This window comes from Mycobacterium sp. MS1601 (genome assembly GCF_001984215.1).
In the GTDB taxonomy this organism is placed as follows: domain Bacteria; phylum Actinomycetota; class Actinomycetes; order Mycobacteriales; family Mycobacteriaceae; genus Mycobacterium.
Genome location: NZ_CP019420.1, coordinates 5,298,405 through 5,324,294, shown reverse-complemented (window position 1 = coordinate 5,324,294; position 25,890 = coordinate 5,298,405). Strand labels below are relative to the sequence as shown.

At 64.2% G+C, this 25,890-nt stretch carries 17 protein-coding genes; 8 read left to right on the top strand and 9 right to left on the bottom strand.

The features are described from left to right. Window positions 1–29 precede the first annotated feature (29 nt). From BVC93_RS25530 to BVC93_RS25520, 3 genes are read left to right on the top strand one after another with little or no spacing between them, the layout of a single operon-like run. Window positions 30–2,273 (top strand): acyltransferase family protein, encoded by a 2,244-nt coding sequence (locus tag BVC93_RS25530; RefSeq protein ID WP_083739878.1) that lies wholly within the window; start codon window positions 30–32, stop codon window positions 2,271–2,273. Then, window positions 2,266–4,431, top strand: a complete 2,166-nt coding sequence (locus BVC93_RS25525) for an acyltransferase family protein (protein ID WP_083741331.1) — start codon at window positions 2,266–2,268, stop codon at window positions 4,429–4,431. Before BVC93_RS25530 ends, BVC93_RS25525 begins: the two co-directional genes overlap by 8 nt. After that, window positions 4,431–5,495, top strand: coding sequence for an NAD-dependent epimerase/dehydratase family protein (locus BVC93_RS25520; protein WP_083739877.1), 1,065 nt, complete (start codon window positions 4,431–4,433; stop codon window positions 5,493–5,495). Before BVC93_RS25525 ends, BVC93_RS25520 begins: the two co-directional genes overlap by 1 nt. A 206-nt stretch (window positions 5,496–5,701) precedes the next feature. Here the strand turns inward: BVC93_RS25520 and BVC93_RS25515 are convergent, their stop codons facing one another. Together BVC93_RS25515 and BVC93_RS25510 are read right to left on the bottom strand one after the other, a co-directional pair. Further along, window positions 5,702–6,697, bottom strand: a complete 996-nt coding sequence (locus BVC93_RS25515) for an NAD-dependent epimerase/dehydratase family protein (protein ID WP_083739876.1) — start codon at window positions 6,695–6,697, stop codon at window positions 5,702–5,704. A 38-nt stretch (window positions 6,698–6,735) separates the two neighbouring features. After that, window positions 6,736–8,136, bottom strand: coding sequence for a nucleotide sugar dehydrogenase (locus tag BVC93_RS25510; protein ID WP_236950118.1), 1,401 nt, complete (start codon window positions 8,134–8,136; stop codon window positions 6,736–6,738). Window positions 8,137–8,521: 385 nt separating this feature from the next. Here BVC93_RS25510 and BVC93_RS25505 point away from each other — a divergent pair, with 385 nt between their 5' ends. Next, a complete protein-coding gene (locus BVC93_RS25505) occupies window positions 8,522–9,214 on the top strand; it encodes a rhamnosyl O-methyltransferase (protein ID WP_083739875.1) in 693 nt (230 codons plus the stop codon). Window positions 9,215–9,242: 28 nt separating this feature from the next. Here the strand turns inward: BVC93_RS25505 and BVC93_RS25500 are convergent, their stop codons facing one another. Then, complete coding sequence (locus tag BVC93_RS25500) at window positions 9,243–10,523, bottom strand: glycosyltransferase (RefSeq protein WP_083739874.1); 1,281 nt, start codon at window positions 10,521–10,523, stop codon at window positions 9,243–9,245. Window positions 10,524–10,736: 213 nt separating this feature from the next. Between BVC93_RS25500 and BVC93_RS25495 the strand changes: the two genes are divergently transcribed. Beyond that, window positions 10,737–12,377: a GMC oxidoreductase gene (locus BVC93_RS25495; protein WP_083739873.1), complete on the top strand. Its 1,641-nt coding sequence runs from the start codon at window positions 10,737–10,739 to the stop codon at window positions 12,375–12,377. 20 nt (window positions 12,378–12,397) lie between these two features. On the opposite strand, the gene BVC93_RS33275 is transcribed toward BVC93_RS25495, so the two are convergent. The 5 genes from BVC93_RS33275 to BVC93_RS25470 all read right to left on the bottom strand — a co-directional run bounded on the left by BVC93_RS33275 (window position 12,398) and on the right by BVC93_RS25470 (window position 18,426). After that, window positions 12,398–13,813, bottom strand: coding sequence for a hypothetical protein (locus tag BVC93_RS33275; protein WP_236950530.1), 1,416 nt, complete (start codon window positions 13,811–13,813; stop codon window positions 12,398–12,400). Between the two features lie 219 nt (window positions 13,814–14,032). Continuing rightward, window positions 14,033–15,031 carry a Gfo/Idh/MocA family protein gene (locus BVC93_RS25485; RefSeq protein WP_083739872.1) on the bottom strand — a complete coding sequence of 333 codons (999 nt, stop codon included), beginning with the start codon at window positions 15,029–15,031 and terminating at the stop codon, window positions 14,033–14,035. Between the two features lie 10 nt (window positions 15,032–15,041). Next, entirely contained in the window at window positions 15,042–15,893 is an 852-nt protein-coding gene (locus tag BVC93_RS25480; protein WP_442928974.1) for a TylF/MycF/NovP-related O-methyltransferase, read from the bottom strand. 240 nt (window positions 15,894–16,133) lie between these two features. Further along, on the bottom strand, window positions 16,134–17,399 hold the full coding sequence (locus tag BVC93_RS25475) for a glycosyltransferase (RefSeq protein WP_083739871.1): 1,266 nt from the start codon (window positions 17,397–17,399) through the stop codon (window positions 16,134–16,136). A 34-nt stretch (window positions 17,400–17,433) separates the two neighbouring features. Then, a complete protein-coding gene (locus BVC93_RS25470) occupies window positions 17,434–18,426 on the bottom strand; it encodes a sulfotransferase family protein (protein WP_083739870.1) in 993 nt (330 codons plus the stop codon). Between the two features lie 574 nt (window positions 18,427–19,000). Here BVC93_RS25470 and BVC93_RS25465 point away from each other — a divergent pair. Next, window positions 19,001–20,275, top strand: a complete 1,275-nt coding sequence (locus BVC93_RS25465; protein ID WP_157517078.1) for a hypothetical protein — start codon at window positions 19,001–19,003, stop codon at window positions 20,273–20,275. Window positions 20,276–20,282: 7 nt separating this feature from the next. Here BVC93_RS25465 and BVC93_RS25460 read toward each other — a convergent pair whose 3' ends face one another. Then, a complete protein-coding gene (locus BVC93_RS25460; protein ID WP_083739868.1) occupies window positions 20,283–21,788 on the bottom strand; it encodes an MFS transporter in 1,506 nt (501 codons plus the stop codon). A gap of 796 nt (window positions 21,789–22,584) precedes the next feature. Here BVC93_RS25460 and BVC93_RS25455 point away from each other — a divergent pair. Together BVC93_RS25455 and BVC93_RS33270 are read left to right on the top strand one after the other, a co-directional pair. Further along, window positions 22,585–23,016, top strand: a complete 432-nt coding sequence (locus BVC93_RS25455; protein WP_192860103.1) for an MmpS family transport accessory protein — start codon at window positions 22,585–22,587, stop codon at window positions 23,014–23,016. Further along, on the top strand, window positions 23,013–25,889 hold the full coding sequence (locus BVC93_RS33270) for an MMPL/RND family transporter (protein WP_157517077.1): 2,877 nt from the start codon (window positions 23,013–23,015) through the stop codon (window positions 25,887–25,889). Before BVC93_RS25455 ends, BVC93_RS33270 begins: the two co-directional genes overlap by 4 nt. Window position 25,890 lies beyond the last annotated feature (1 nt).

Below are 25,890 nucleotides of genomic sequence, written 5' to 3'. Positions count from 1 at the left end.
GCTGAATGTGATATTCGTCGATTTGCAGTATGCGTCAATTAGTGCCGTTGATCGAGAAGGTGATCTTGTCCCAGGCCGATAGCGTCAACCGCACCGTGGTGAGGCGGGAGACACGCTCAGACGGCACCCGTTTCCGTCCGGACATCGAAGGCCTGCGTGCTGTCGCCGTCCTCGCCGTTGTCCTCTTCCACGCCCAAATACCCGGCCTCGACGGCGGATTCGTCGGCGTCGACATCTTCTTCGTCATCTCCGGCTTCCTGATCACCGGCCTACTCTGGCGCGAAACCTCCACCACCGGCACCGTCCGACTCCGCAACTTCTACGGCGCACGAGCACGCCGCCTCCTACCCGCAGCAGCACTCGTCGGCATCATCACCCTCATCACCTCAGCCATCCTGCTGCCGCTGGGTGAAGCAAGGGCGGTGATGGGCGACGGGATCGCCAGCGCCCTCTATCTCAGCAATGTCTGGTTCATCCTCGCCGACGTCAGCTATTTCGACGCCGCCGGCCATCTGCCTCCGTCACCGTTTCAGCACTACTGGTCACTGGGCGTCGAGGAACAGTTCTACCTGGTGTGGGCGCCGGTGTTCCTGTGCACCGCATGGCTGATCCGGAGAAGACAGCGCAAGCAGCCACCATCGGAGGCCCGAAACCCCTCGCGGCGGCCCTATCTCATCGTGCTGGCGGTGATCGCGGCGGTGTCGTTTGCCCTGTCGGTGGTGATCACCTATGTGATGCCTGCGGTGGCTTTCTTCTCGCTGCCCACCAGGGCATGGCAACTGGCCATCGGCGGACTGATCGCACTCACCGCCACCCAATGGCACCGCCTCCCCCGGCACACAGCCATCACACTCGGCTGGACCGGCCTGACCGTAATCGCGCTGGCCTGCACCCAACTCAACGAGACCACCCTGTACCCGGGAATCGCCGCCCTACTACCCACCCTCGGAACCGCACTCGTGATCGGCGCCGGCTGCGCACTACCAACCCACGGTTGCGGCCAACTGCTCGGACTCTCACCAATGCGCACCCTCGGCCGACTCTCCTACTCCTGGTACCTCTGGCACTGGCCAATCCTGATCCTCACCCCACTACTGGTAGGACACCCACTCAACCTGCCGAGCCGCTGCGCAGCCGCAGTACTATCCCTCGCCCTGGCAGCCCTGACCCTGCACTACGTCGAGAACCCCCTACGATTCGCACCCACAATCCGTGATTCGGGTTGGTGCAGCCTGGGATTGGGAGCGGTATCCACCGCAGCCGCGGTTGGGGTGGGCGCGGCTCTGCTGGTGGTCACGCCTACACCAGTCGGCCGCGGTGCGCCAATCACACCCGTCACGCTCACCGCGGCGCCGGTGCAGTCGGGTTCGGACCTCGCCGCCTACGACGCTGCGGTGCAACAGGCCTTCGCCGAGATGCAGGCCGCGGTGGCCACGTCGGCCGGCCTACAAACAGTCCCGTCGAATCTGCAGCCCACACTGGAGGATGCTCCAGAGCAGAAGAGCGTCATGGCGTTCAACGGGTGCGTGGCGAGCTTCTTCGAGAACAGACTGCCGGAATGCGCCACGGGCGACGCCGGCTCCTCCACCACCGTAGCCCTGCTCGGTGATTCCCACGCGGCGATGTTGGTGCCGACATTCCAGCAGATCACCGAACAACGTAACTGGCGTCTGGAGACCCTGTCCAAAGCGGGATGCCCTCCAATCGATGTGCCGATCACCAACTTCTTCGCCCGTCTGGCCGAACAACTCCAAGGCTGTCAGCAGTGGCGCAGGCAGGCACTCGATCGGATTCAGGAGGAGCAACCCGAACTGGTGGTGGTGAGCCTGTGGCGCCAGTACAGCACCGGCAGCGCCAGCAACTGGACACCCGGCTTCCTGCCCTACGACCCGGCGTGGTTGGCCGGGCTCACCGGACTGGTCCACCAACTCCGCAACACCGGCGCACAAGTCCTCGTCCTCGGCCCCGTCCCCGACCCCCAATCCATCGTCCCCATCTGCCTGTCCGGCCACCTCGACAACGCAACAGCCTGCGCCCCAACCAGATCCACCGCCGTCAACCACACCGGCATCACCGCAGAAAACACCGCCACCACCGCAGCCGGCGGACACTACGCCGACCTCACCAACCTCTTCTGCACAAACGACACCTGCCCCGTCATCATCGGCAACACCCTCGTCTACCTCGACTGGAGTCATCTCACGTTGGAGTTCGCCCGTCTGATGGCTCCCGCAGTGGGTGCGTTGTCCGACCGTGCGCTGGCCGATGACTGACGTCCCGCGCCACTCCGAACCAGCGCGGTATCGTCCGGACATCGAAGGCCTGCGTGCTGTCGCCGTCCTCGCCGTTGTCCTCTTCCACGCCCAAATACCCGGCCTCGACGGCGGATTCGTCGGCGTCGACATCTTCTTCGTCATCTCCGGCTTCCTGATCACCGGCCTACTCTGGCGCGAAACCTCCACCACCGGCACCGTCCGACTCCGCAACTTCTACGGCGCACGAGCACGCCGCCTCCTACCCGCAGCAGCACTCGTCGGCATCATCACCCTCATCACCTCAGCCATCCTGCTGCCGCCGTTACAGGCACGCAGCGCGGTGGGCGACGGGATCGCCAGCGCCCTCTATGTGAGCAACTACCGGTTCATCCTCCAAGGGGTGGACTACTCCGCTCCTACCATCACGCCGTCGCCGTTTCAGCACTACTGGTCACTGGGCGTCGAGGAACAGTTCTACTTTGTCTGGCCGGTGTTGATGATCGTGACGGCGTGGTGGATCCGGAGGCGCCGCCGGCAACCGAACGACCAAGGCAGCCACTCACCGCGCCCGTATCTTGTGGTGCTCACCCTGGTGGCCGTCACCTCGTTCAGCTTGTCGCTCCTGGCGTCCTACTGGGCGCCGTTCGTGGCTTTCTTCTCGCTGCCCACCAGGGCATGGCAACTGGCCATCGGCGGACTGATCGCACTCACCGCCACCCAATGGCACCGCCTCCCCCGGCACACAGCCATCACACTCGGCTGGACCGGCCTGACCGTAATCGCGCTGGCCTGCACCCAACTCAACGAGACCACCCTGTACCCGGGAATCGCCGCCCTACTACCCACCCTCGGAACCGCACTCGTGATCGGCGCCGGCTGCGCACTACCAACCCACGGTTGCGGCCAACTGCTCGGACTCTCACCAATGCGCACCCTCGGCCGACTCTCCTACTCCTGGTACCTCTGGCACTGGCCAATCCTGATCCTCACCCCACTACTGGTAGGACACCCACTCAACCTGCCGAGCCGCTGCGCAGCCGCAGTACTATCCCTCGCCCTGGCAGCCCTGACCCTGCACCACGTCGAGAACCCCCTACGATTCGCACCCACAATCCGCACCTCCGCCCGGCGCAGCCTGGAGCTCGGTGCGCTGGCCACTGCCGGGGCGGTGGCGGTCGGTGTGGTGCTGCTCGTCGCCGTCCCCGCTCCGGTGGGTCGCGGGACTCCCAGAACCCCAGTGACGCTGGCCGCCGCACCCGTGCCGGCAGGCGCCGGCACAGCGGCCTACGACGCCGCCGTCGAGTGGGCTTTCGCCCAGGTGCATTCCGCCGTCGAAGCCTCCGCCGACCTGGGGGCCGTTCCGTCCAACCTTCAACCGCCACTGGCCGACGCATCAGCAGAACTCAACGATGTGTACCTCAACGGCTGTCTGCGCAGTGCCTGGCAGATCGAACAACCCGATTGCGCCAGCGGGGACCTGGATTCCTCGACTACCGTGACCGTGGTCGGTGACTCCAATTCGGCCATGTGGAACCCAGCCTTTCGCGCCCTTGCCGAACTACGGGGCTGGCGACTGCAGATGATGGGAAAGGCCGGCTGTCCACTGATGGACCTACCGACCCGCAGCCCGCAGCTGCACCGTGAATACACCGAGTGCTCGCAGTGGCGTACCGAAGTTCTCACCCGCCTTCGGGCCGAGCCCCCCGAACTGGTGGTGGTGGGCATGTGGCGGCAGTACGGATACGACGGCTACCCTGCCGGTTTCACCGCGTATGACCGGGCGTGGTTGGCCGGGCTCACCGAACTGGTCCACCAACTCCGCACCACCGGCGCACAAGTCCTCGTCCTCGGCCCCGTCCCCGACCCCCAATCCATCGTCCCCATCTGCCTGTCCGGCCACCTCGACAACGCAACAGCCTGCGCCCCAACCAGATCCACCGCCGTCAACCACACCGGCATCACCGCAGAAAACACCGCCACCACCGCAGCCGGCGGACACTACGCCGACCTCACCAACCTCTTCTGCACAAACGACACCTGCCCCGTCATCATCGGCAACACCCTCGTCTACCTCGACAGAAACCACCTGACCACCGAGTACGCCCGGTTGTTGGCACCCGCAATCGGGGCCCTGGCCGATCGCGCACTCGCGCATACTCAAGGAGGGGTCGGCTGATGTCGGCATCCGTACTCATCACCGGTGGAGCAGGATTCATCGGTTCCGCCCTCGCGAACCGCCTGGTACAGGCCGGTCACGAAGTGGCCGTGTTGGACGTCCTGCATCCACAGGTCCACAGCACCCCCGTGACACTGACCTTGCCACCATCGGTGCAACTGTTCACCGGTGACGTCACACACGCACCAGACCTGGATGCCCTGCTCCGTCTGGTCAAGCCCAACCAGGTGATTCACCTGGCGGCCGAAACGGGCACCGCACAGTCGCTGTCCGAGGCCACACGCCACGGATCGGTGAACGTGGTAGGCACCACCCAGTTGCTCGACGCGCTGAGCCGGAGCGCCCACGTCCCCGAGCAACTGGTGCTGGCCTCGTCTCGCGCGGTCTACGGCGAGGGCGCATGGAGATCCGGCAGTGAGGTCTTTCACCCGCAGCCACGTAGCCACGCCCAGTTGGTGGAGGGCATCTGGGATCCGTTGAGTCCCAGCGGAAACACCGCGACCCCGCTCGAGAGCAGCGCAGAGCTCACCCAACCGAAGCCCACCAACATCTACGCCGCGACAAAGCTCGCCCAGGAGCACATCCTGGGCGCCTGGGCCGCCGCACATGACACCCGGCTCAGCGTATTGCGGCTGCAGAACGTCTACGGGCCCGGACAGTCACTGACCAACTCATACACCGGGATCATTGCGCTGTTCGCCCGGTTGGCCCGCGCTCAGCAGGCACTGGAGGTGTACGAGGACGGCCGAATCATCCGGGATTTCGTCTACATCGACGACGTCGCCGAAGCGCTGTTCTCTGCCGTGTGTTGTCCGCCCTCAGGGCCCAATCGCTGCCTGGACATCGGATCTGGTGTGTCCACCACCATCCACGAGGTGGCACGGATGATCGCCACCCTGTGCGGCGCGCCAGAACCTGTGGTGGTGGGCAAGTTCCGCGACGGAGACGTGCGGGCCGCGCGTTGTGACATCAGACCGGCCATGGACCAACTCGACTGGTGCCCCAAGTGGGCGCTGGACGAGGGGCTGGCCGCGCTGCTCCGCTGGATCGACGAACGTCCCTAGCCCGGTCGCCGAGGCGGCGACAGTGAGGGGATTCCCCAAGCCAACCAAGAACACAGCCGGGGAAGGCGGGCCGGGCCACAGAAACCAAGCCCGGTCGCCGAGGCGGCGACGGCGAGGGGATTCCCCAAGCCAACCAAGAACACAGCCGGGGAAGGCGGGCCGGGCCACAAACACCAAGCCCGGTCGCCGAGGCGGCGACGGCGGGGCTAGGACGTGTCTCCGCCTTCGAGGTACCACGGATTCTGCCGAGCCCACTCAATGGTGCGCCGCAAACCTTCCTCGAGATCCACCTGCAGTCGCCACCCAAGCTCACGCTGCGCCTTGGCCGAATCGGGCACCCTACGCGGAATGTCCTCGTAGCGAGCGCCATACCGTTCTGCGGTGTCGAAGGCGACGGTGCTGGACACCGTGTCCACGTTGGCGATTTTGATCGCCAGATCGACGGCCTCCCGCATGGTGGTCTCGACCATGCTCCCGATGTTGAACACCTGGCCGATTCCGGCGTCGCTGTCAGCGGCCATCAAGGTGCCCGCGACAGCATCGTCGACGTAGGTGAAGCACCGCGTTTGATCGCCCGAGTCGTACAGCAGCGGCTGCCTGCCGTTGAGGATTCGGTGAATGCTCTTGGAGATGACGAAGATCGGGTTCTGTCGCGGGCCGTAGACGTTGAAGAAGCGCACCACCGTGACCGGCAGGCCGTAGGTGTCGTGCATCGCGAACACCATGTGTTCGGCCATCGCCTTGCTGGTGCTGTAACTCCAGCGCGCGGTCCTGGTCGATCCGAGCACCCGGTCGTCGTCTTCGGCCCACGGAGTGGCGGGGTTCTTGCCGTAGACCTCCGAGGTGCTGGTGAACACCACCCTGGCGCCGTGTCGGTGCGCCAGTTCGAGGACGTTGCGGGTACCTGTGACGCTCACGTCGACCACTCGCAACGGATCCTCGACGTACTTGTTGACCCCCACCACGGATGCGAGGTGGAAGACCTTGTCCACGCCCGTGGTGATCGCCGCTTCGAGTGCGCCGCGATCAGTGACGTCGCCTACGACGAAGCGGAAATTCGGGTGCTGGTCGAAGTTGATACTGCTGTCGCGGGTGTTCTTCGCGAAATCGAAGACGGTCACAGCGTCTCCGCGGCCGAGCAACGCGGTGACCAGATGCGATCCCACGAAGCCGTAACCACCGGTCACGACGACATTAGCCATGTGATCTCTTCCACTAGTGCGTAACGGTTTTCGCCCGACTAGCGGCCGATCCCCTTGTACACGAAACCGGCCGCGCGCACGGCGGCCGGGTCGAAACTGTTGCGGCCATCCAGGAACACACTGCCCGGCGCTGCCAGATCGGCAAGCCGCACCAGCGGTATCTGATGGAACTGCCGGTGCCCTGCCAACACCACCACTGCGTCGGCATCCTTGACCGCCGACTCGATGTCCGGTGTCAGCGGAACTGCCGTGACGGTGTGGGCCTCTTCGTCGGGCACCCACGGATCGTGGACGGCGAGCTGGCAACCCGAGTCCTCGAGCAACTGAAGGACGTACTTGGTGGGAGTCAGTCGGCAGTCGCCGGTGTTGTTCTTGAAAGCGATGCCCAACACCGCGATCTTGCTTTCCTCGATCACTTTTCCCTTGGCGGCCAGTAACTCGGTGAGCAGCCCGTAGGTGTATGCCGGCATGGTGTCGTTGACGGTCCTCGACGTACGCGGGATCGCCAGATCCAAACCGACGGACCGGCCCAGGTGGTTGACGAACCACGGATCCTTGGTCAGGCAATAGCCGCCCACGCCCATGCTGGGCCGCAGGATATTGGCGTCGCGGCCACCTTTGGGCATGGTGTTGGCCGCCTCGATCACCTGCAAGGCATCCATTCCCAGCCGGTCGCACACTTTGGCCAGTTCGTTGGCCAGTGCGACGTTGAGATCCACCCACAGATTGTCAGCGAGCTTGACCATCTCGGCGGTTCGTGGATCGTCGACAAGGACCGAATCCACTCCCAATGCGTGCCGCCACAGCGTGGCACAGGCCCGGGCGCTGCGCTCATCGACCGCGCCGACCACCACCGGGATCGACGTGAGTTCATGTATGGCTTGACCTTCGGCCAGCCGTTCCGGGCAGAAAGCCAGCCCGAAGTCGACCCCGGCCGTCAGTCCCGAGACCTCCTCGAGGATAGGCAGGAACAGCTTTTCGGTGGTGTCGGGAGGCACAGTGCTCTTGAGAATGATGAGGTGGCCGGACCGCACATGTTGTGCCACCGCGTGCGCCGCCGCGGTGATGTCGTCGACAATGGGCTCGTAGTCGGGTCCAAGTGGCGTACCGACGGTGACGATCACGAAGTCATTGTCTGCGATGACACCGAAATCAGTTGTGGCGCTCAATCGTCCGACTCGAACGTTGTCGGCAACCAGATCGCCGAGCCCCGGCTCGGGCACCGAGGTCCTGCCCTCGTTGATCTCGTCGACCACGTGTCGGCGCACATCGATGCCGGTGACGGGCCAGCCACGTTCGGCGAGCACCGCACCGATCACCGTGCCGATGTAGCCGAATCCGACGACAGCAATCCCCGACCGCATACCTCGGACGAGCAGATCGATCTCGGCGTCACTCCGCCCGAACACACCACCAGACATCACGGACCAGCCCTTCACCGTTCACACACCCGAGCCCCGGGTCCCCCGACCTGGCCCGTCGGGAGTCTAAAACACTTCGGGCGACGGCCGACTCGGAATGCGGAAGTTGCCCGGACTCCGGCATTTCCACGGGATGACGATGAATGAGCCGACGTCAGCTTGCTTGCGATCCCAACAAGGCTGGTTCGGATGTCGTTCGGCTGCGCTGTTTCTCGCCGATATCACCAACCCTGTCCGGTGCGGCGACGTCCGCTGCTAGCCTGCGGCGGTGCTATGGCAACGTGAGAAACACACTGCGCGCGACTCAGGCCGGACACCCTTGGCACTGCGACGCGAGGGACCCGCGGTCGGTACCGGCAGAATGGATGCCAGAACGGCTCGGCGGATTGCGTCCACTACTTTCATGTCGATGAAACGGCTGGTGAATTCGGGACTCGCTATATTTCTCTACCAGCCGACCGGCAACGAGGCCGAGGAATACCACAAGTGGTACTACAACACATTCGTCTGGAACAAGACCAGCTGGCTCGGTGTCGACTGCTGGAAATCAGTTGCCGACATGTGGAATTATCAGGAAATCCTCTGGAAATTGCAGCCTTCCCTGATCATCGAATTCGGCTCGAACAGAGGCGGCTCGGCGTTGTTCTTCGCTCATGTCATGCAGAGAATGGGCCGGCCTTTCAAAGTCCTTTCTGTCGACATCAACCACAAGGCGCTCGATCCGGCGGTGCTCGATGATCCCGATATCGTCTTCGTCGAATCGTCGTCGGTGGCGCCCGCGGTGGTCGAACACATCGAACGCCTCAAGCGCGAGTTCCCCGGCAGGATTTTCGCCATCCTGGACAGCGATCACAGCAAGGACCACGTTCTGGCCGAGATGACGATGCTTCGCCCCCTCCTTTCCAGCGGCGACTATCTACTGGTCGAGGACTCGTGCGTCAACGGCCATCCGATTCTCCCCGGCTGGGGACCTGGTCCCTACGAGGCCATCGAAGCCTACGAAGACGAGTTTCCCGGCGACTACTCACACGATGTGGGCCGCGAGGAGAAGTTCGGTTTCACATTCGCGCCCAATGGTTTCCTGATTCGCAACTAGCGCCCACCGGCGCCGCGTCTGGTCCTGGTCAAACCACACAGCGGCCGCGAACGAAGTCCTCGACACAGTCCGCGGCCGCCACCGCACTGTCTGCGGCTGTCGACATCAGCCTGGCGATCTCCCCGGCGCGTGCGACGTACCGCGGCTCGAGGACCGTACGCAGGTCCTTTGCCAGCGTCTTTTCCGTGGTCACCGAAAAGCGCCGTCCCACACCGACCTTCAGTCTTCTCAGGTGAGCGGCAAATGACGGCTGATCAGGCAGTGTCCATAGGATCACCTGGGGCACCCCCGCTCGCAGACACGCTGCGAGTGTGCCCGCACCGCCGTGATGCACCACTGCGCAGCAGGACGGGAAAATGGTTGCGTAGTTCACTGCGCCGACGAGTTTCACGTGCGCTGCGGGCGCGGCATTCCCGAAGTCGGTGCCGCCCGCCCCCACGACCGCCCGGCGGCCCAGCCGGGCGCACACCCGCGTGATCATCGCTATGGTCTCGGTGGGAGATTCCAGCGGAATGCTGCCGAATCCGAAGAAGATCGGCGCACCACCCTGCGCGATCCACGCTGCCAGCGGCTCGTCGGACTCGGTGGGAGACGCCATCGCCAGGGCTCCGACAAAGGGCCTCCGCGGGGTGCGACACACGTTCCACGCCGCCCATTCCTGCGCCAGACCGGGGAAACACAGGTCGTCATAGGCCTGAATCTCCAGTGAGCCGCGCTCAGCGATTCTCCGAGGGACGGGGCCGGTGGCGGCAGCGAGGCCGATGTCTCGTCGCTGGGCGTCCTCGGCTTTCCGCGTTCCCCGCCACACCGCGCGGTCGTTCACAGTCATCGCAAGACGGCTCAGTGGCGCAGGAACCGGCGGCAGGAGGCGGCCATGTGCCCGCGCCGGGAAGTAGTGCAGTGTCACCAGCGGAATGTCATAGAGCTCGGCGACATTGGCAGCGGGCTGCTCGAAAATGAGACCGGTGATCAACAGATCCGCACCGGCGGTGACCTCCTTCAATGTCGTGGTCATGTGCGCCCAGCACTCGGTGGCGAACTCCTCGGTCTCACGGGCCATCCGCGACAGTTCCTTGAGCTTCCACGGCGTGCGGAAGTACAGCGTCCAGTATCTGCGTTGAGCGGCCATACTCTCGTGTGAATCGAGCCCGCACGCAACTACCGCCAGACCGGCGTCCTCGGTGAAGCCGACGAGGTTGGGCGGTACTGCCATCAGCACATCGTGACCACGTCGCTTCAGCTCACGACCCACCACCACGGCAGGTTCCACGTCGCCGCGACTGCCATAACTTGCCAGGACGATTCGCATCGCGAAATTCAGACCTTCCCGTCAGTGGTGCGTGGCACCCACATCAGGATCGCACGGCCTATTGCCGTGGAATGGCGAAACCGCCCACCGGAGTTCAGATATCGGCGTCTGACTTCGAATACCCGCGGCAAATCGGAGCCGGCGTTTGATACGATCCCGAATCGTCCAAGGCCAGGTCGAGCTTTGGGTATTGATCCGCTGAGGAGCTCGATTGTGGCTGACGGCGAATTGCGCGAACGTGATGCCGAGCGTATCGAGTGGGACGTCATCGTCGTCGGTACCGGGATGGGCGGCTCCATGCTCGGATATCAGCTCGCCCGTAGCGGCCGACATGTGTTGTTCGTCGAAAAAGGCCGATCCACATTGCCGGGCACGGCGGGCACCATCCGCGCGCAGATTCCCGAACTCGCCGAGCCCGCCGCCGCACGGTCAGCAGCAGACTACTTCGACGCGTTGGCCCGCGGCGGAAGGTCCACCGACGAAGTCGAGGACGTCAGTAGGCGTTTGCACAGGAAGTTCGTCCCGTTCATCGGCAGCGGCACCGGAGGCTCGGCAGCGCTCTACGGGATGGTGTGCGAGCGGTTCTTCGCTCATGACTTCACACCTCGACAGAATTTCCGAGATCCCGGTAGCTCCACCGTGCCTGAGGCGTGGCCGGTCAGCTACGACGAGATGCGGCGCTGGTACTGCGCTGCGGAGAAGATCCTCGGGGTGCGCGGACAACGGGATCCGCTTCGGCCGGAACCGAACGACGCCGACTTACCCTCAGCCCCACCTTTTTCCGCGGACAACCAACTGCTGGTGGATCATCTGACCGGCCGCGGATTACATCCATATCACCTGCCGATGGCCTGTAAGTACACCGACGACTGCGCCACCTGCCAGACCTATCTGTGCGACCGGGCCTGCAAGAACGAGGCAGGCCGGAACTGCCTGGCACCCGCCGTCAGCAACCACGGTGCGGAGGTTCTCACACAGTGCCGGGTTGTCCATCTCGAAGCCGACCACAGCCGCATACGGCGGGTGATCTGCGAAAGCCTCTCCGGCAGGCTGGTTCTCACCGCCAAGGTGGTGGTGCTTGCCGCGGGAGCCCTGGCGACGCCGATATTGCTGCTGAACTCCCGATCGGGTGACTGGCCCAACGGGGTGGCCAACGGATCGGATTGGGTGGGGCGCAACCTGATGCGTCATCTACTCGACCCCATCCAGGTGTGGCCACAATCCGGCGTGTCGATCACCGCCGCCAACAAAGAGATAGGATTGAACGACTTCTACTTCACCGAGGGCCAGAAGTTCGGCACCGTACAGTCTTTCGGGGCTCTGCCGCCCATGGAATGGTTGACCAATCGCCCTGACTGGCGGGGTCGAGTGCTACGTTCGCTCGACCCCGCGGTACGCCGTGTCTATCAGAGGGTTCTCACCGGCGGCCTGGTGTTGGCGGCCATGATGGAAGACCTGCCCTATCTCGACAACCGGGTCTTGCCGTCGACTCGACCTTCCACCGACGGCCGTCAACGGTTACGCATGCGATATCGGCTGCACACCAACGAGATCGAACGGCATCGGGCGTTCATCAGGCAGTTCAAGGAGATCTTGCAGCCGCTCCGCACCCTCACCCTGGGAAGCGGCAAGGACAACTCGAACCTCGGGCACGTCTGCGGCACGTGCCGGTTCGGCACCGACCCGAAGACCAGCGTGCTGAATGCGTTCAACCGCTCTCACGAAGTACACAACCTCTATGTGGTGGATTCCTCGTTCTTCCCCTCCAGCGCGGGGCTCAATCCGAGCCTGACTGTCGCGGCCAACGCATTACGTGTGGCCACTCACCTCAACGAGGAGCATTTCGCCCGGTGAGTCCACCGGTGCGCCGGTCGTCACGCACCGTCGCCGCCGTCTCCCCCTGCACCTCCGGCCCCGCCCTGCTGACCGGAGGACGACTCGCCGGCGTTCCCCGACTGTCCGGCGCCACCCGCGGTGCCGGCGCTGTTGCTACCACCGGTGCCACCCGCACCACCTGTGCCGCCATTGCCGCCCTGCCCACTGCCTCCTGCGGTCCCTGCAGAACCCGAGGAGCCGAACAGCCCACCGCTGCCTGCTGCACCGGCCTTGCCTCCGTTACCGCCGTCACCGCCGTTACCGCCGGCGCCACCCGCGCCGCCATCGCCCCCGGATGCAGCAGGAGTCGCCTTGCTGGTGCTCGTGCCGCCGGTGCCGCCGGACCCGCCCGTGCCGCCGGTGGCGCCGGACCCGCCGTTGCCTCCGGTGCCGCCACTACCGCCATTGCCGCCCTTACCACCGAACAGCCCGGACCGGCCTCCACTGCCGCCCGCGCCACCGGTACCACCGGCATCGCCGTCTGCACCGGCGCCCCCATCACCGCCGGAACCCCCGCTTCCGCCAACCGAATTGGTGCCCCAGCCGATTCCACCGTTTCCGCCACGGCCTCCGGCCGCCCCGGTACTCCCGGTTCCGCCGTCGCCGCCGTCACCGCCCGTGGCCACGCCGGTTGTCCTCGAGAAGGTGAAGGCGGCACCGCCTGCGCCGCCGTTGCCACCGGGACCGCCGAGACCACCCGCTCCACCGTCGCCACCGTCACCTCCTGTGGCGTTCCCGTCGAAGCTGGTGACCCATGCACCGGAACCCCCGGCGCCACCGCCGGGAATGTTGATACAGCAGATGGTTCCGAATGGGTAAGCGCCGCCGGCCTGACCGGTGCCACCGGGATCACCGGACCGGTCGCCATAGTCGGCAATCGAGGTGCCATTGGAGCCCGTCTGAGCCCGGGTGGTGTTGGGAGGTATCGGGTTGACGCCGTTGGCACCGGTGACCCCGGTCTGGCCGTTGCCACCGTTGCCACCGTTGCCGAAGATTAGTCCGCCGTTACCACCGTTTCCACCCGCCTGCCCCAATGCAATGGCGTCACTGCCATTTCCACCGTTGCCGAAAAGCCCTGCGTTGCCTCCTCGGCCGCCGTTGGCGCCGTCTCCACCATTGCCCCACAACAGCCCGCCATTGCCGCCGTTGCAGGCCCTGCCCACGCAATCCGCAGCGGCGTCCACGCCGTCTCCGAACAGACCGAGAAAGGGGCCCGCCTGGCCTCCACTGATCAGAGCCAACGAGTTCGAAGGTCCGCCGTTGCCATACGACGATTGGTCAGCACCACAATCAGAGTCGACCAACCCGGAACAGTCGGCCGACGAGGGTGGTGCGGCAAATGCCGCCGAGGCGAAGAGCACGCCGGCACCCAACGCGGCCCCCGACAGGCCGGTCGCGACGATGAGCCGAGTCAAAACAGGTGACTCCCCTGCCGGTGCTGCACCGATGACCATGAACCGTGCCTTTCATGGACAGCCTTCTGCATTCCCGCCCGGTGCGGGGTGCCTCTACTCAGATTCCACAACTGTCCGTAACGTTATTAGCATCCGCGAGGGTGAATTTCTAGCAAATGTTTGCCTTTTCCATGAAAGGCACCTTGCTCCAACGTTCTGACGTGGGAGGATGTACCCGAACTAAGCGGGAACCCGTGTCGGAAGGCCGGCGGCGCGATAGATCGCGTCGATGACGGCCATGTTCTCGATTGCATCCTCGGGTGCGGTCAACACCGGCGCCCCGGTCGCCACCGCCGCGCCGAACGCATCCAGCTGGTAGGCGTAGCTGGAGCGCCGCGAAAACCGCTCCACCCGCCTACCGTCGGCCGAACGAACCGAGAGCCGGTGAAATAGCTGAGGAGTCACCGGATTGAGCACCTTCAGCTCGCCACGGTCACCCACCACTTTCGCCGTCAGCCGTAACAAGCTCGACGACCACATCGAACACCGCACTCGGCCGGTATGCCCCCCGGCGAAACCGAGTTCTGCACTCATGGCCCGGTCCACCCGAGCGTCGTGGAGTTTCGCCGTGGCCGAAACCACCTCCGGACTCGAGCCACCGAGGGTGCGCACCATGTGCACTGCGTAGCAGCCGGCATCCATCATCGCCCCACCCGCGAGCTCGTAGTTGTAGCGAATATCGGAGAACGACGGTAGCGGAAAGCACATCGATGCCTCCACGTGCCGGAGCGTGCCCAGCTCGCCGGAGTCGACGATCTGTTCCATGCGCAGCATCAGCGGGTGATATCGATAGTGGAACGCCTCCATGACCACACGCTCCGACACCGATGCCACGGCGGCGACCTCGCGGGCTTCGGTGGCGTTGGCAGTGAAGGGCTTTTCACAGAGCACATGTTTGCCCGCCTCGAGTGCGGCACGGCTCCATTTGCCGTGCAACCCATTCGGCAGCGGGTTGTAGACGGCATCGATGGTTGGATCCTCGATCAGCGCCTGGTAGCTGTTGTGCACCCTCGGGATACCGTGGCGAGCAGCGAACTCCGCAGCCCTCGATGCATCGCGTGCCGCTACCGCGGCCACCACGATCCCGGAACTCTCGCGGGCCGGTTTGATCAACGCCGTCGGCGTTGTTCGTGCGGCCCCCAGCACACCGACCCGCACCTCGGCATGATCTCCCGGCATCTTCGGGAACCTACTTGCGCCACAGCACGCCGGTTCCGTCGATGTCGACGATCTCCGCGGTGATGCCGTGTTCGGCCCGGTAGTCGAGAACGGCCTTCTCGCAGGCTTTCACGGCCAGGAAGTCGTCGACGATACAGAATCCACCAGGAGACAGCCTGGGATAGAGGGCGTCGAGGGCCTGAATGGTCGACTCGTAGAGGTCCCCGTCGAGCCGCAGCACCGAGATGCGGTCGATGGGGGCGTCCTGCAGCGTGTCCTTGAACCACCCCGGCAAGAAACGCACCCGGTCATCGAGCAGCCCGTAGCGTTCGAAGTTGGCTTTGACCTGTTCCTGCGAGACACCCAGGATGCCGGCGGCGAAGTCCGCCCTGATTCCTTTGTCCGCCTTGTAATTCGCCGGATCGGAACGGGGCACACCCTGGAATGAATCCGCCACCCAGACATTTCGGTTGTGATCCCCGTAGGCCGCCAGTACCGCGCGCATCAGGATGCAGGCGCCACCGCGCCACACTCCGCACTCGATCAGGTCACCGGGAACGTCGTCCTCCAACACCGTCTCGACGCACTGTTGCAGGCTGGTGAGTCTCTGCATCCCGATCATGGTCTCGGCCTCCGCAGGCCAGTCCAAACCGAGGTCGCGGGCAGAACGGTCCGATGAGCCGGAGCCCCGAAGAACCGGGGTCAGCTTGTTCACCGTCTTCAGTAGGAGCCGGCGCCGCAGTGGCCACTCCGAAGGGATCTTCTCATGCATGCCGTAGCGGGTGAGATTGCGCCGGAGCAGATCCAGATACAGGGATCTGACGTCGTGGTCGGTTATGGTCACCATCACCTCTGTCTCACTGTGGGAGCCGGCTGTCGTCATCGCAGGCACCAGCGGCGCTGAGTCTAGACAGCGATTTCACGGTGTTTGGCGAGTTTTGCAAGATCGAGCGAACCTCGCCACGCGAATGTGTCTGCTCCACTCTGCTTTTGCAGTTTGCCAAGACCAGATGAGTGGCCTTCGCACTGCTCACCCGAGTCCCGTCGAGCACCGGCGTCCAAAGGTAGCTGCGATGCCGCCTTCCAAAGACCAAGCAGCTCTGTGCAATCAACTTCTGTGGCGTCAACGCGATGGCCGTACGTAGTCCTCGATGACGTCGGCTGCAGCGACGACACTCCTGCCCGCGTCGGTCATCTGAGCTGCCACGGTGCGTGCTCTGGCGCCGCAGTGCGGATCCAGGATGACACCCAGGTCCGCGACCAGAGTCTTCTCGGTGGTGGATGAAAAGCGCCGGGCGGTTCCCACTTCCAGCCGCTTGATTGCGGCCCCCCACACCACCTGGACATCTGCCATCCACAGAATCAGCGTGGGAACACCGGCGCGAAGGCTTGCCGCAGTGGTGCCCGCGCCACCGTGGTGAACCACTGCGCGGCACACCGGGAAGATCTCCGCGTAGTTCACGGCGCCGACGACCTTGACGTGGTCGAAGTCCGCAGCGTCGCCGAAATCCGTCCAGCCGGCGCACACCAGGGCCCGCTCTCCCAGACTTGCCGTGGCCGCCGCAATCATCGTGAGCGTGTCCGCGGGCGACTGCACCGGGATACTGCCGAATCCGAAGCAGATGGGCGGCGTTCCCCGCGCTATCCACGACACCACCTCGGCGTCGGCCTCGGTGGCGGATTCGAGGGTCAGCGTGCCCACGAACGGCCTTCGGACACCGCTCAACTCAGCCCATTCGGCCGCCAACCCCGGGAAGCACACCTCGTCGTACGCCTGGACTTCCAGCGCGCCGCGCGCAGCGATCCGGCCGGGGGCAGGTCCGGCAGCAGGCCCCAGACCCAGGTCCCGGCGCTGCATGTTCTCGACGCTGCGCACCCCGCGCCACACCAGCCATTCGTAGGCCTTCATCGCGAGACGGATCAGCGACGCCGGCGGGGTCGAGAAGAGATGGCCGTTGACCCGGATGGGGAACCAGAGCACGGTCGCCAGCGGGATATCTCGATACTCGGCGACGTTGGCAACCAGTTCCTGGTAGCTGACGCCGGTGACCAACAGATCAGCGCCTTCGGTCAGCGCTACCAGTGATTCGCTCATCTGGGCCCAGGCTCGCATACCCGGCTCACGCGATTTCTTCAAAAAGCTCATGACATCGCGGATTCTCCAGAAGTTGCGGAAGAGATAGGCCCAGAAGTCCCGGGTGTCCTCCAGCCAATCCTGCGTATCCGGTCCGTATGCAACGGCTCTCACACCCGCTGCTTCCGCCGACGCCGTCAGGTCGGGGGGCACCGCAAGACACACGTCGTGTCCGCGGCGGGTCAGTTCCCTGGCTACCGCGATACCCGGCTCCACGTCACCCCGGGTGCCATAGAACGCCAACACGAATCTCATACCGGTTCCGGCCTTTCGGACGTCACAGCGGTGGCTACGCCCACGTGCCCTTGTGTCTGTTCGCCGCCGCAAGCACTCCGAGAGCCACCTTCACCACCGTGGGATGAAGCACCTTGTTCAGATTGCGGTAACGCCGAGCGTCGGCGATGGCGGTCCGGAATCCGCACTCACTTGCGCGGTAGGCATCGTATACGCGGTCCAGTACCGACTCTTCCCACCGTTCGTCCCGCGCGGCCGCGCTCATCGCCTCATAGGTGACGCCCATCCAGTCCGTGCCGAAAGGCTCCTGGACCGGGCCGCTGAGTCGGTGATGGCGCAGGTCGGGCTTCAGGAACCGGTCAACCGCTTCCACGTCCTGGCGGTCGAGGTCGATGTCGAGAGTGGATCCGATTCGCTTCACCTCACGACGCCAGTCCTCCATCAAATTGGAGTATCCGACGAAAACCCGCGGCACACCACGGGTGTGCCGCTCTGCCAGCAGCGAGTACTTCAACCACCATGCACTCACCAGTTCCGGTGAGGATCCAACGTAAAGCTGGCGGCGGGAACGCTTTTCCACCGATCCGACACACTCGCCCGGATGGCGCACCGCGATCACGGAGGCGACGTCGAACCCTGCATTTCGGGCGGCCTCGAACCACAGGTCGCACACGGCGGTCATCTTCGGTTCCTTGATCACCATCAATGGTGCGGCGGGCAGGGTGGACAGGAATCCTCTGATGTCGGCGATGCTTGTGCTGTCCCTGGCGGCATCTCGTTGACCCTGATCGCGGCAGAGCGACAGATCGTATCCGGAACCGCCGTATCGGCGAAGAATGGCCTCATTCAGATGAATGACAGCTCGCGGCTCCCAGTAGCCGCGCGGATTACTCGTTGTGGCGCCCAACAGACCGGGCGGAAGGTCAGCGCCGCACAACGACAGGACACGGGTCAGCGCTGAAGTTCCGGACCTGCCGAAGCCGACGACGAACAGGACAACCGGGCGGGTACCGGTCCCGGATTGCGCACAAGGTTGCCCTCGGTCCATTTGTTAGGACGCCTTTCGAAGTACTCTCGTGTCATTAGAACATTAGCCTTGATCGTGCGTTAGCTCATTGTCGCGATCGATACCGGCCACAGCGACAATGACGCAATTCATCCGCACAGAACCGCAACATCAACAGGCCGTCACCACTCTTGTCCTCACCGCAACGTGGACCCAACTGAACACCGACCGATTCCGCGGCGTTCACGAAACGCAGGCCTCCGGACATCCTCACTGTCAGCTATTCGGCCCAGCGACAGTAACATTCATGATCGGTGCCGGGTTCCGTCCCGATAGCCGCAACGAGGTGTGCAAACACGGCTGTACCCGTGGCGCGGTCGGATACTCTGACGCGATGCATCGGTCCACCGTTCCCGTCCGTGATGTGGCCAACGGCCGCCTCTGGCGGCCTGTTTCATCCGAGGTTCGGCCGCACACCCGCTCCACAACAGGAGGTTGACGGTTGCCAGTTCTCAATGCTCGTGCTGACATCGTAGTTCCGCGCAGCGACAACAGGCTTGCCCTGTTGGATCAGGCCTTTTACGAAAGCCATCGAGCTGTCGGCCAGAAGGAGGTGATGCAAGTCGGGTGGCTCTACGAGCGGCCCGTGGACCTCGACGGGCTGACGCGATTTCACGCCAATCTCGCCAACGGGTTGTTGGGCCGCCGGATCGAGCGATCACCACTGCCATTCGGACGACACCGATGGGTCTGGGACGCGCAGCCGTCCACCCTCGACATCACCACCGAGACACGCCCACGTGCCGAACTCGGAGACTGGTTCGACGAACGCACGCAACTGCCCATCGATCCGGAATCGGGACCGGCATGGCGGCTGAGTGTAGTTCCACTGAACGACGGTGCCACCGCGATAAGTTTGGTGCTGTCCCACTATGTGATCGACGGCATCGGCGGCGCAGTCGCGGTGACCGAAGCCATTCTCGGCATGACACGGGAACTCGGGTATCCCCGTCCACGGGCCCGCACCCGTGTCCGGGGGGTCGTGCAGGACGCACGCGAAACCCTCAGAGAGGCACCTGCGGTGGCGCGCGCATTCGTGGCCGCGGTCAAAGAGGCCCGTCGAAGGCGCACCGATCAAGACCGTCCGGCAACCCCTCGACAGAACGTCACCTACGTCGCCGACGTCGATACCCCGGTGACCGCGCCGAGTGTGTGGATCCGCATCGAACTGGATCAGTGGAACACCCGCGCGGCCACCCTCTCCGGCACGGGTAGCACGCTGGCCGCTGCATTCACGGCGCAGCTGGACCGGAACATGGGACGCCGACACGGCCACGCCGAGGGCATCCCGACACTGCTCACCGTGAACGATCGCACCACGGCCGACGATGCCCGCGCGGTGGCGGTGTCCTTTACTCGGGTTGGTGTCGACCCGGCAGAACTGACGACCGATCTGAGCGCGGCACGCGGCGCGATCAAAGACGCGCTGGTTCGGTTCAAGGAATCCGAAGACGCGACGGCGCAGCTTGTTCCGCTGACCCCGTTCACCCCGAAACGGGGATGGCAACAACTCATCGAATACGCGCTCACCGATCCCGAACAACCTGCAGTGTGTTCCAACCTCGGCGACACCGGGCCGGCAGCCATTCGCCCCGACGGGACCCTGTGCGATGCGGCGTTCGCCCGCGGGGCGAGCCAGCATCTGACCCAGCGTTGGCTCCGACGAATCGGCAGCCAACTGCACGTCTACTACGGAACCGCGATGGAGATCAACCAAGTGGGCATCTATGTCTGTGCCTACCACCCGGATTCGGTGACCTCACGGGCTCAGCTCAGGGAGCTGGCGACGCGTACCGTCGCCGAGTTCGGACTCACCGCGGCCATCGAGTAATCGACGATCACAGAGAGTCTGCGTCCTTGCGCGATTGCTGCGCGAAGGCCACGTCGCGTGCGGTGTAGCCGATGAACACCGCAACGCCGGCCAGCAGAGCGGCGACTGCCGCCAACCACAGCACGCCGTAGGTGTAGCCCAGATCGAGTGCCCGCAGCGCAGCTGCGTCCATGCTGTCGACCGGACCGTGAGTGCCGCCCTGGTTCTGGATGTGCAGCGTCATCACCACCTGGACGACCACCAGCACCAAGGGGCCGCCTAGGCTCTGCAGCATCACCACGATCGCCGAGGCGGGTCCGATCCGATCTGCGCCGACACTGCCGATCAGCGAGAGCCCAAGCGGCACGTTGATCAGGCCGATGCCGACAGCACCGACGATGATGGGCAGCAACAGGTTCGGAAAGTACGGGATGTCACTGCTGAGATTCAGCCCGCCGCACAGGGTTCCGCCCAACACCATCACTGCACCGGTGATGACGATCGCCCGCGGCGACATCCGGGTGACCAGCCGTGACGACAACACGGTTCCCGCCGCCATGGCGATGGCAATCGGGATGAAGGCGAGACCGGCACGCAGGGGCGGGTAGCCCATGATGTTCTGCAAGTACAGCGCGATCAACACGGTGAGGGTGAACGCCACCCCACTGACCAGGAACATCGCCGCGAACGTGGCCACCCGATTTCGATCGACAAACAGATTGAACGGCACGATAGGGTTCTCGGCCCGGCGCTCCACCACCACGAAGGCAACGAATCCGACCAGTGCCAACGTGCCGAGACCGACGGTGGGACCTGACAGCCAGCCCGCTTCCGGGCCGATCGAGAACCCGAACACGGCCGAGGTGAACGTCACGGTGGCCAGCACCGCGCCCGCAGCATCGAGCCGCATCCGTTCCTTGTGCGTCTCCTCCAGCATGGTGTGCGCCAAGTAGATCACCAGCAGACCGATGGGCACATTCAGCACGAATACCAGGCGCCATGACACCTCGGTGAGCACACCGCCCAGGACCAGTCCCAGAACCGCACCGATGCTGGCCATCGCGCCGAACACGGCGGTCGCCGCGTTGCGAGCCGGCCCTTTTGGAAATGCAGTGGCCAGCAACGCAGTACACGTCGGCGCGACAATCGCGGCGGCCACTCCGTGCAGTAGCCTGGCAGCCACCAGCGCGTGACCGTTCCAGGCGATACTGCACAGCGCCGAGGCGGCCGTGAACAGTGCGACCCCGATGATGAACGTGCGTTTGCGGCCGATGGTGTCACCGAGACGTCCACCCAACAGGATCAAGCCACCGAATGTCAGCATGTAGGCGCTGACCACCCAGGCGCGGCCGGCATCTGAGAGACCCAACTCGCTCTGGATACGCGGAAGCGCGAACACCACGATGGGGCCATCCATCGCCGCCACCAGCTGTACGACACCGATCGCGAGCACTGGACCGATGAATCCACGTGATCGCAGCCAGGCCGGAAAGTGGCGGTCCGACCCGCAAAGCGTGATCGGTTCGGCCGGCATCGGGTCGCTCGTCTCCGTGCGTTGGAAGGGTGAATGGCGCTTGAGTCAACGCCTGCATCCGCTACGGCAGTAGGCGCTGTAGGCGCTCACCCTAGCAGCAGGAGTGGGCCGAGTAACCCGACTTTCCCACTTGCCACACCATTACAACTGCTGAGTTCACCGTAAACGCAAGTCCAGGCCACCTGGCAGAACCTTGCATTGCCAGCTTTGCCCGCTGGTGCGATGGATATGACGAATGCCCACCTCGAAGCATCCGCCTGTCACCACCGACGAGATAACCAGAGACGTCCCCCGACAGTGCTGTCTGCGCACTTCAGACGACCAGACTTCACCACAGCCCAACCGGAACCCACGACCCGACATCCGCCCGCGGTGGCGGCGATCGGGTCACAGACGTATCCAAATGGAATGACGTTTGCGAAAAAGCCGGTGTAGCGGTCGCCAACATGATTGACTCTGGCGTCAACAGCGGTCGCGCTCTCCGCTGCGCTGCGGCTCTGTCAGGTCGGCCGGGGGTGTCCTACTCCCCCGCCACGCTCGCTGCGACGCGAGAGGCCACGGCCGACAGAGCAGGAAATGTCCGTCCGGTCGGCCGTGGCGCAGACACGGAAACTGAAAGGTGGGTTCGGTGGTCGACGGCAGTCCGCCCGAGGCGGGGCCAACCCATGCCGGTGTGGCCGTCGCAGGCCGCGCGGACCACCAGAACCCACGCCGCTCACGGCGGATATCCCAGACACCTCCCGAGCAGCCCGCAGTGGCCAGGCCCCGCAGGCGACGGCGTTCTCCGGGATCTGCGATGTTCAAAGTTGTGAGGAGGCTGTGGATTCCGTTGGTCACGCTGGCCGTCATCGGCGCTGGGGGATGGACGGTGTCGCAGCTGCACGGCATCTTCGGCTCAGACAACTCCGTGCCCTACGGCGACACCAAGACCGACCAGGCCAACCCCGTGATGCCCAAACAGCTGCGCTACGAGGTCTTCGGCCCGCCGGGCACAACCGCCGACATCAGCTTCTTCGATGCCGACGGCGATCCCCAGTTCCTCGAGGACGTCGTCCTTCCCTGGTCCCTGGATTTCCCCATCACGGCAGCGACAGGAGTTGGAAGCGTTGCAGCGCAAGGTGATAGTGACAGCATCGGCTGCCGCCTGCTCGTTGACGAGACCGTGAAGGCAGAGAAGATCGAACACGCGGTCAGCGCCTTCACATCCTGTCTACTGAAGGCCGCATGACCGATCATCATCTGGCGCAGCGGCGGCCGATGGTGGCGAAGGCGGTCCGCCGTTTCTCGGTACCCATCATTGTGGGCTGGTTGGTCATCGTCACCGCCCTCAGTGTGTTGGTGCCGACGCTCGAACAGGTGGAGCAACAACACTCGGTGCCGCTCAATCCCACCGACGCGCCGTCTTTCGAAGCCTTCGCGCGGATCACCCAACACTTCGACGAATCAGCTGCGGGCGGCACCGTCATGATCGTGCTGGAGGGAGAGCAAACCCTCGGCCAGGATGCTCATGAGTTCTACGACAAGCTGATTCAACAGCTCCGCGACGACACCAGACACGTTCAACACGTCCAGGATTTCTGGGGTGACGAACTCACCAGGGGCGCAGCACAAAGTGCTGATGGGAAGGCGGCCTACGTCCAGGTCAGCCTCGCCGACACCGGCGAAGCAACCGCCAACGAATCGGTCGCCGCCGTACGAGACATCGTCGAGCAGACGCCGGCGCCGCCAGACGTCAAGGCGTTCGTCACCGGCCCCTCGGCCATCGGGGCCGACATCGCCGCCAGCGGCAACCGGACCGTCATCCTGATGACCGCCGTGAGCATCGCGGTCATCTTCGTGATGTTGCTCCTGGTCTACCGCTCGGTGATCACGGTGATGGTGCTGCTGCTCGTCGTCGGGATACAGCTGCAAGCGGCCCGTGGCGCCGTCGCGCTGCTCGGCTACCACGATGTCATCGGCCTCACCACGTTCGCCGTCAATCTGTTGGTGTCCCTGTGCATCGCAGCAGGAACCGACTACGGCATCTTCTTCTTCGGCAGATACCAGGAGGCCCGCGAAGCCGGCGAGGACCGGGAGAGCGCCTTCTACACCACCTTCGGCGGCGTCGCCAAAGTGGTCCTGGCCTCCGGACTGACGATCGCCGGCGCCATCGCCTGTCTGAGCTTCACCCGACTGCCCATGTCGCAGACACTGGGAATACCCTGTGCGGTCAGCGTTCTGGTGTCCGTCGCGGTCGCGATCACCATGTTTCCCGCAGTTCTGACGGTCGGCAGCCGGTTCGGCCTGTTCGAACCGAAGCGCAAGGTCAAGGCCCGCGGCTGGCGCCGGGTGGGCACGGCCACCGTTCGCTGGCCGGCACCCATCTTGGCTGCCACCGTTGCCATCACGCTTCTGGGACTGTTGGCCCTGCCTGGCTTCAAGCCGAGCTACAACGACCAGCAGTATCTCCCCACCGACATACCCGCCAATCAAGGCATGGAAGCGGCGGCACGGCACTTCCCCAGAGCCGCGATGATGGCACCGGAGATCCTGCTGATCGAAACCAACCACGATCTGCGCAATCCGGCCGACTTCCTGGTACTCAACAAGCTGGCCAAAGCCGTGCTGGCCGTGCCGGGGATCTCCAATGTGCAGGCTGTCACCCGGCCGGAGGGCAGTCCCATCGCTCAGTCCACCATCCCGTACATGCTCAGCATGCAACAGGCAGGGCTGCAGCAGTATTCGCAGTTCCAGAAGAAGCGCATGGAGGACATGCAGCAACAGGCCGAGATGATGACCGAGATGATCGGGATCATGAAGCACATGTACGGCCTCATGCAGCAACTGATCGACACGACCCATGACATGGTGGCCAAAGCCAAAGAGATGCAGGAGATCACCAATGAGTTGCGCGACAACGTCGCGGACTTCGAGGATTTCTGGCGCCCGATCCGCAACTACTTCTACTGGGAGCCCCACTGCTACGACATCCCGCTGTGTTGGTCTCTGCGCAGCATCTTCGACACCATCGACGGAATCGATCAGGTCAGCGGCAAACTCGATGAGCTGATCGACAACCTGGACCGGCTGGACGTGCTCATGCCGCAACTGCTGGTTCAGTTCCCGGAGATGATCGCGATCATGGAGAGCATGCGCACCATGATGCTGACGATGCACAGCACCATGACGGGCATCTTCGGGCAGATGGACGACAACAACCAGAGCCCCACCGCCATGGCCAAGGCCTTCGACGCCGCCGAGAACGACGACTCGTTCTACGTTCCGCCGCAGGTCTTCCAGAACGAAGACTTCAAACGGGTGATGAACATCTTCCTGTCCCCCGACGGCACCGCCATGCGCATGCTGATCTCGCAAAAGGGAGACCCCGCCTCTGCCGAGGGCATCGCGCGCGTTGCTGCCATCAAGATTGCCGCCGAAGAAGCACTCAAAGGCACTCCGCTGGAGGGTTCGCAGATCTGGCTCACCGGCACCGCTGCCATCACCGAAGACATTGTGGTGGGCGCCAAGTACGACCTGCTCATCGCCGTGGTCTCGGCCATCTGCCTGATCTTCATCGTGATGTTGATCATGACGAGGAGCTTCGTCGCCGCATTGATCATCGTCGGAACTGTGTTGGCTTCTCTTGGAGCGGCTTTCGGGGTCTCGGTGTTCGTCTGGCAGTACGTTCTCGGCATCGAGATACATTGGGCGGTCCTGGTGATGGCCGTGATCATCCTGCTGGCCGTCGGCTCCGACTACAACCTGCTGCTGGTCGCCCGGATCAAAGACGAACTGGGTGCCGGTATCAACACCGCGATCATCCGCGCCATGGGTGGCACCGGCAAGGTGGTCACCACCGCTGGTCTGGTCTTCGCCGCGACCATGGCGTCGATGATGGTCAGCGACCTCACCAGCATCGGCCAGTTGGGCACCACCATCGGCCTGGGCTTGCTGTTCGACACCTTGATCGTGCGCGCGTTGATGACGCCGTCCATCGCCGCGCTGCTGGGTCGCTGGTTCTGGTGGCCACAACAGGTTCGGCCCCGGCCCGCCAGCGCCTTGCTGCGCCCTACCGGCCCCCGTCCACTGGTTCGTGCGCTGTTGCAGAGCCAACGGCCCTGAG

What these genes read in the sequence shown, in the direction of transcription:
- BVC93_RS25485 (WP_083739872.1), bottom strand. Translation starts at nt 15,031, where the DNA reads ATGCCGGGAGATCATGCCGAGGTGCGGGTCGGTGTGCTGGGGGCCGCA.
- BVC93_RS25505 (WP_083739875.1), top strand. Translation starts at nt 8,522, where the DNA reads ATGTCGATGAAACGGCTGGTGAATTCGGGACTCGCTATATTTCTCTAC.
- BVC93_RS25480 (WP_442928974.1), bottom strand. Translation starts at nt 15,893, where the DNA reads ATGACGACAGCCGGCTCCCACAGTGAGACAGAGGTGATGGTGACCATA.
- BVC93_RS25520 (WP_083739877.1), top strand. Translation starts at nt 4,431, where the DNA reads ATGTCGGCATCCGTACTCATCACCGGTGGAGCAGGATTCATCGGTTCC.
- BVC93_RS25475 (WP_083739871.1), bottom strand. Translation starts at nt 17,399, where the DNA reads ATGAGATTCGTGTTGGCGTTCTATGGCACCCGGGGTGACGTGGAGCCG.
- BVC93_RS25530 (WP_083739878.1), top strand. Translation starts at nt 30, where the DNA reads ATGCGTCAATTAGTGCCGTTGATCGAGAAGGTGATCTTGTCCCAGGCC.
- BVC93_RS25470 (WP_083739870.1), bottom strand. Translation starts at nt 18,426, where the DNA reads ATGGACCGAGGGCAACCTTGTGCGCAATCCGGGACCGGTACCCGCCCG.
- BVC93_RS25455 (WP_192860103.1), top strand. Translation starts at nt 22,585, where the DNA reads ATGTTCAAAGTTGTGAGGAGGCTGTGGATTCCGTTGGTCACGCTGGCC.
- BVC93_RS25525 (WP_083741331.1), top strand. Translation starts at nt 2,266, where the DNA reads ATGACTGACGTCCCGCGCCACTCCGAACCAGCGCGGTATCGTCCGGAC.
- BVC93_RS25515 (WP_083739876.1), bottom strand. Translation starts at nt 6,697, where the DNA reads ATGGCTAATGTCGTCGTGACCGGTGGTTACGGCTTCGTGGGATCGCAT.
- BVC93_RS25500 (WP_083739874.1), bottom strand. Translation starts at nt 10,523, where the DNA reads ATGCGAATCGTCCTGGCAAGTTATGGCAGTCGCGGCGACGTGGAACCT.
- BVC93_RS25465 (WP_157517078.1), top strand. Translation starts at nt 19,001, where the DNA reads ATGCAAGTCGGGTGGCTCTACGAGCGGCCCGTGGACCTCGACGGGCTG.
- BVC93_RS25460 (WP_083739868.1), bottom strand. Translation starts at nt 21,788, where the DNA reads ATGCCGGCCGAACCGATCACGCTTTGCGGGTCGGACCGCCACTTTCCG.
- BVC93_RS33270 (WP_157517077.1), top strand. Translation starts at nt 23,013, where the DNA reads ATGACCGATCATCATCTGGCGCAGCGGCGGCCGATGGTGGCGAAGGCG.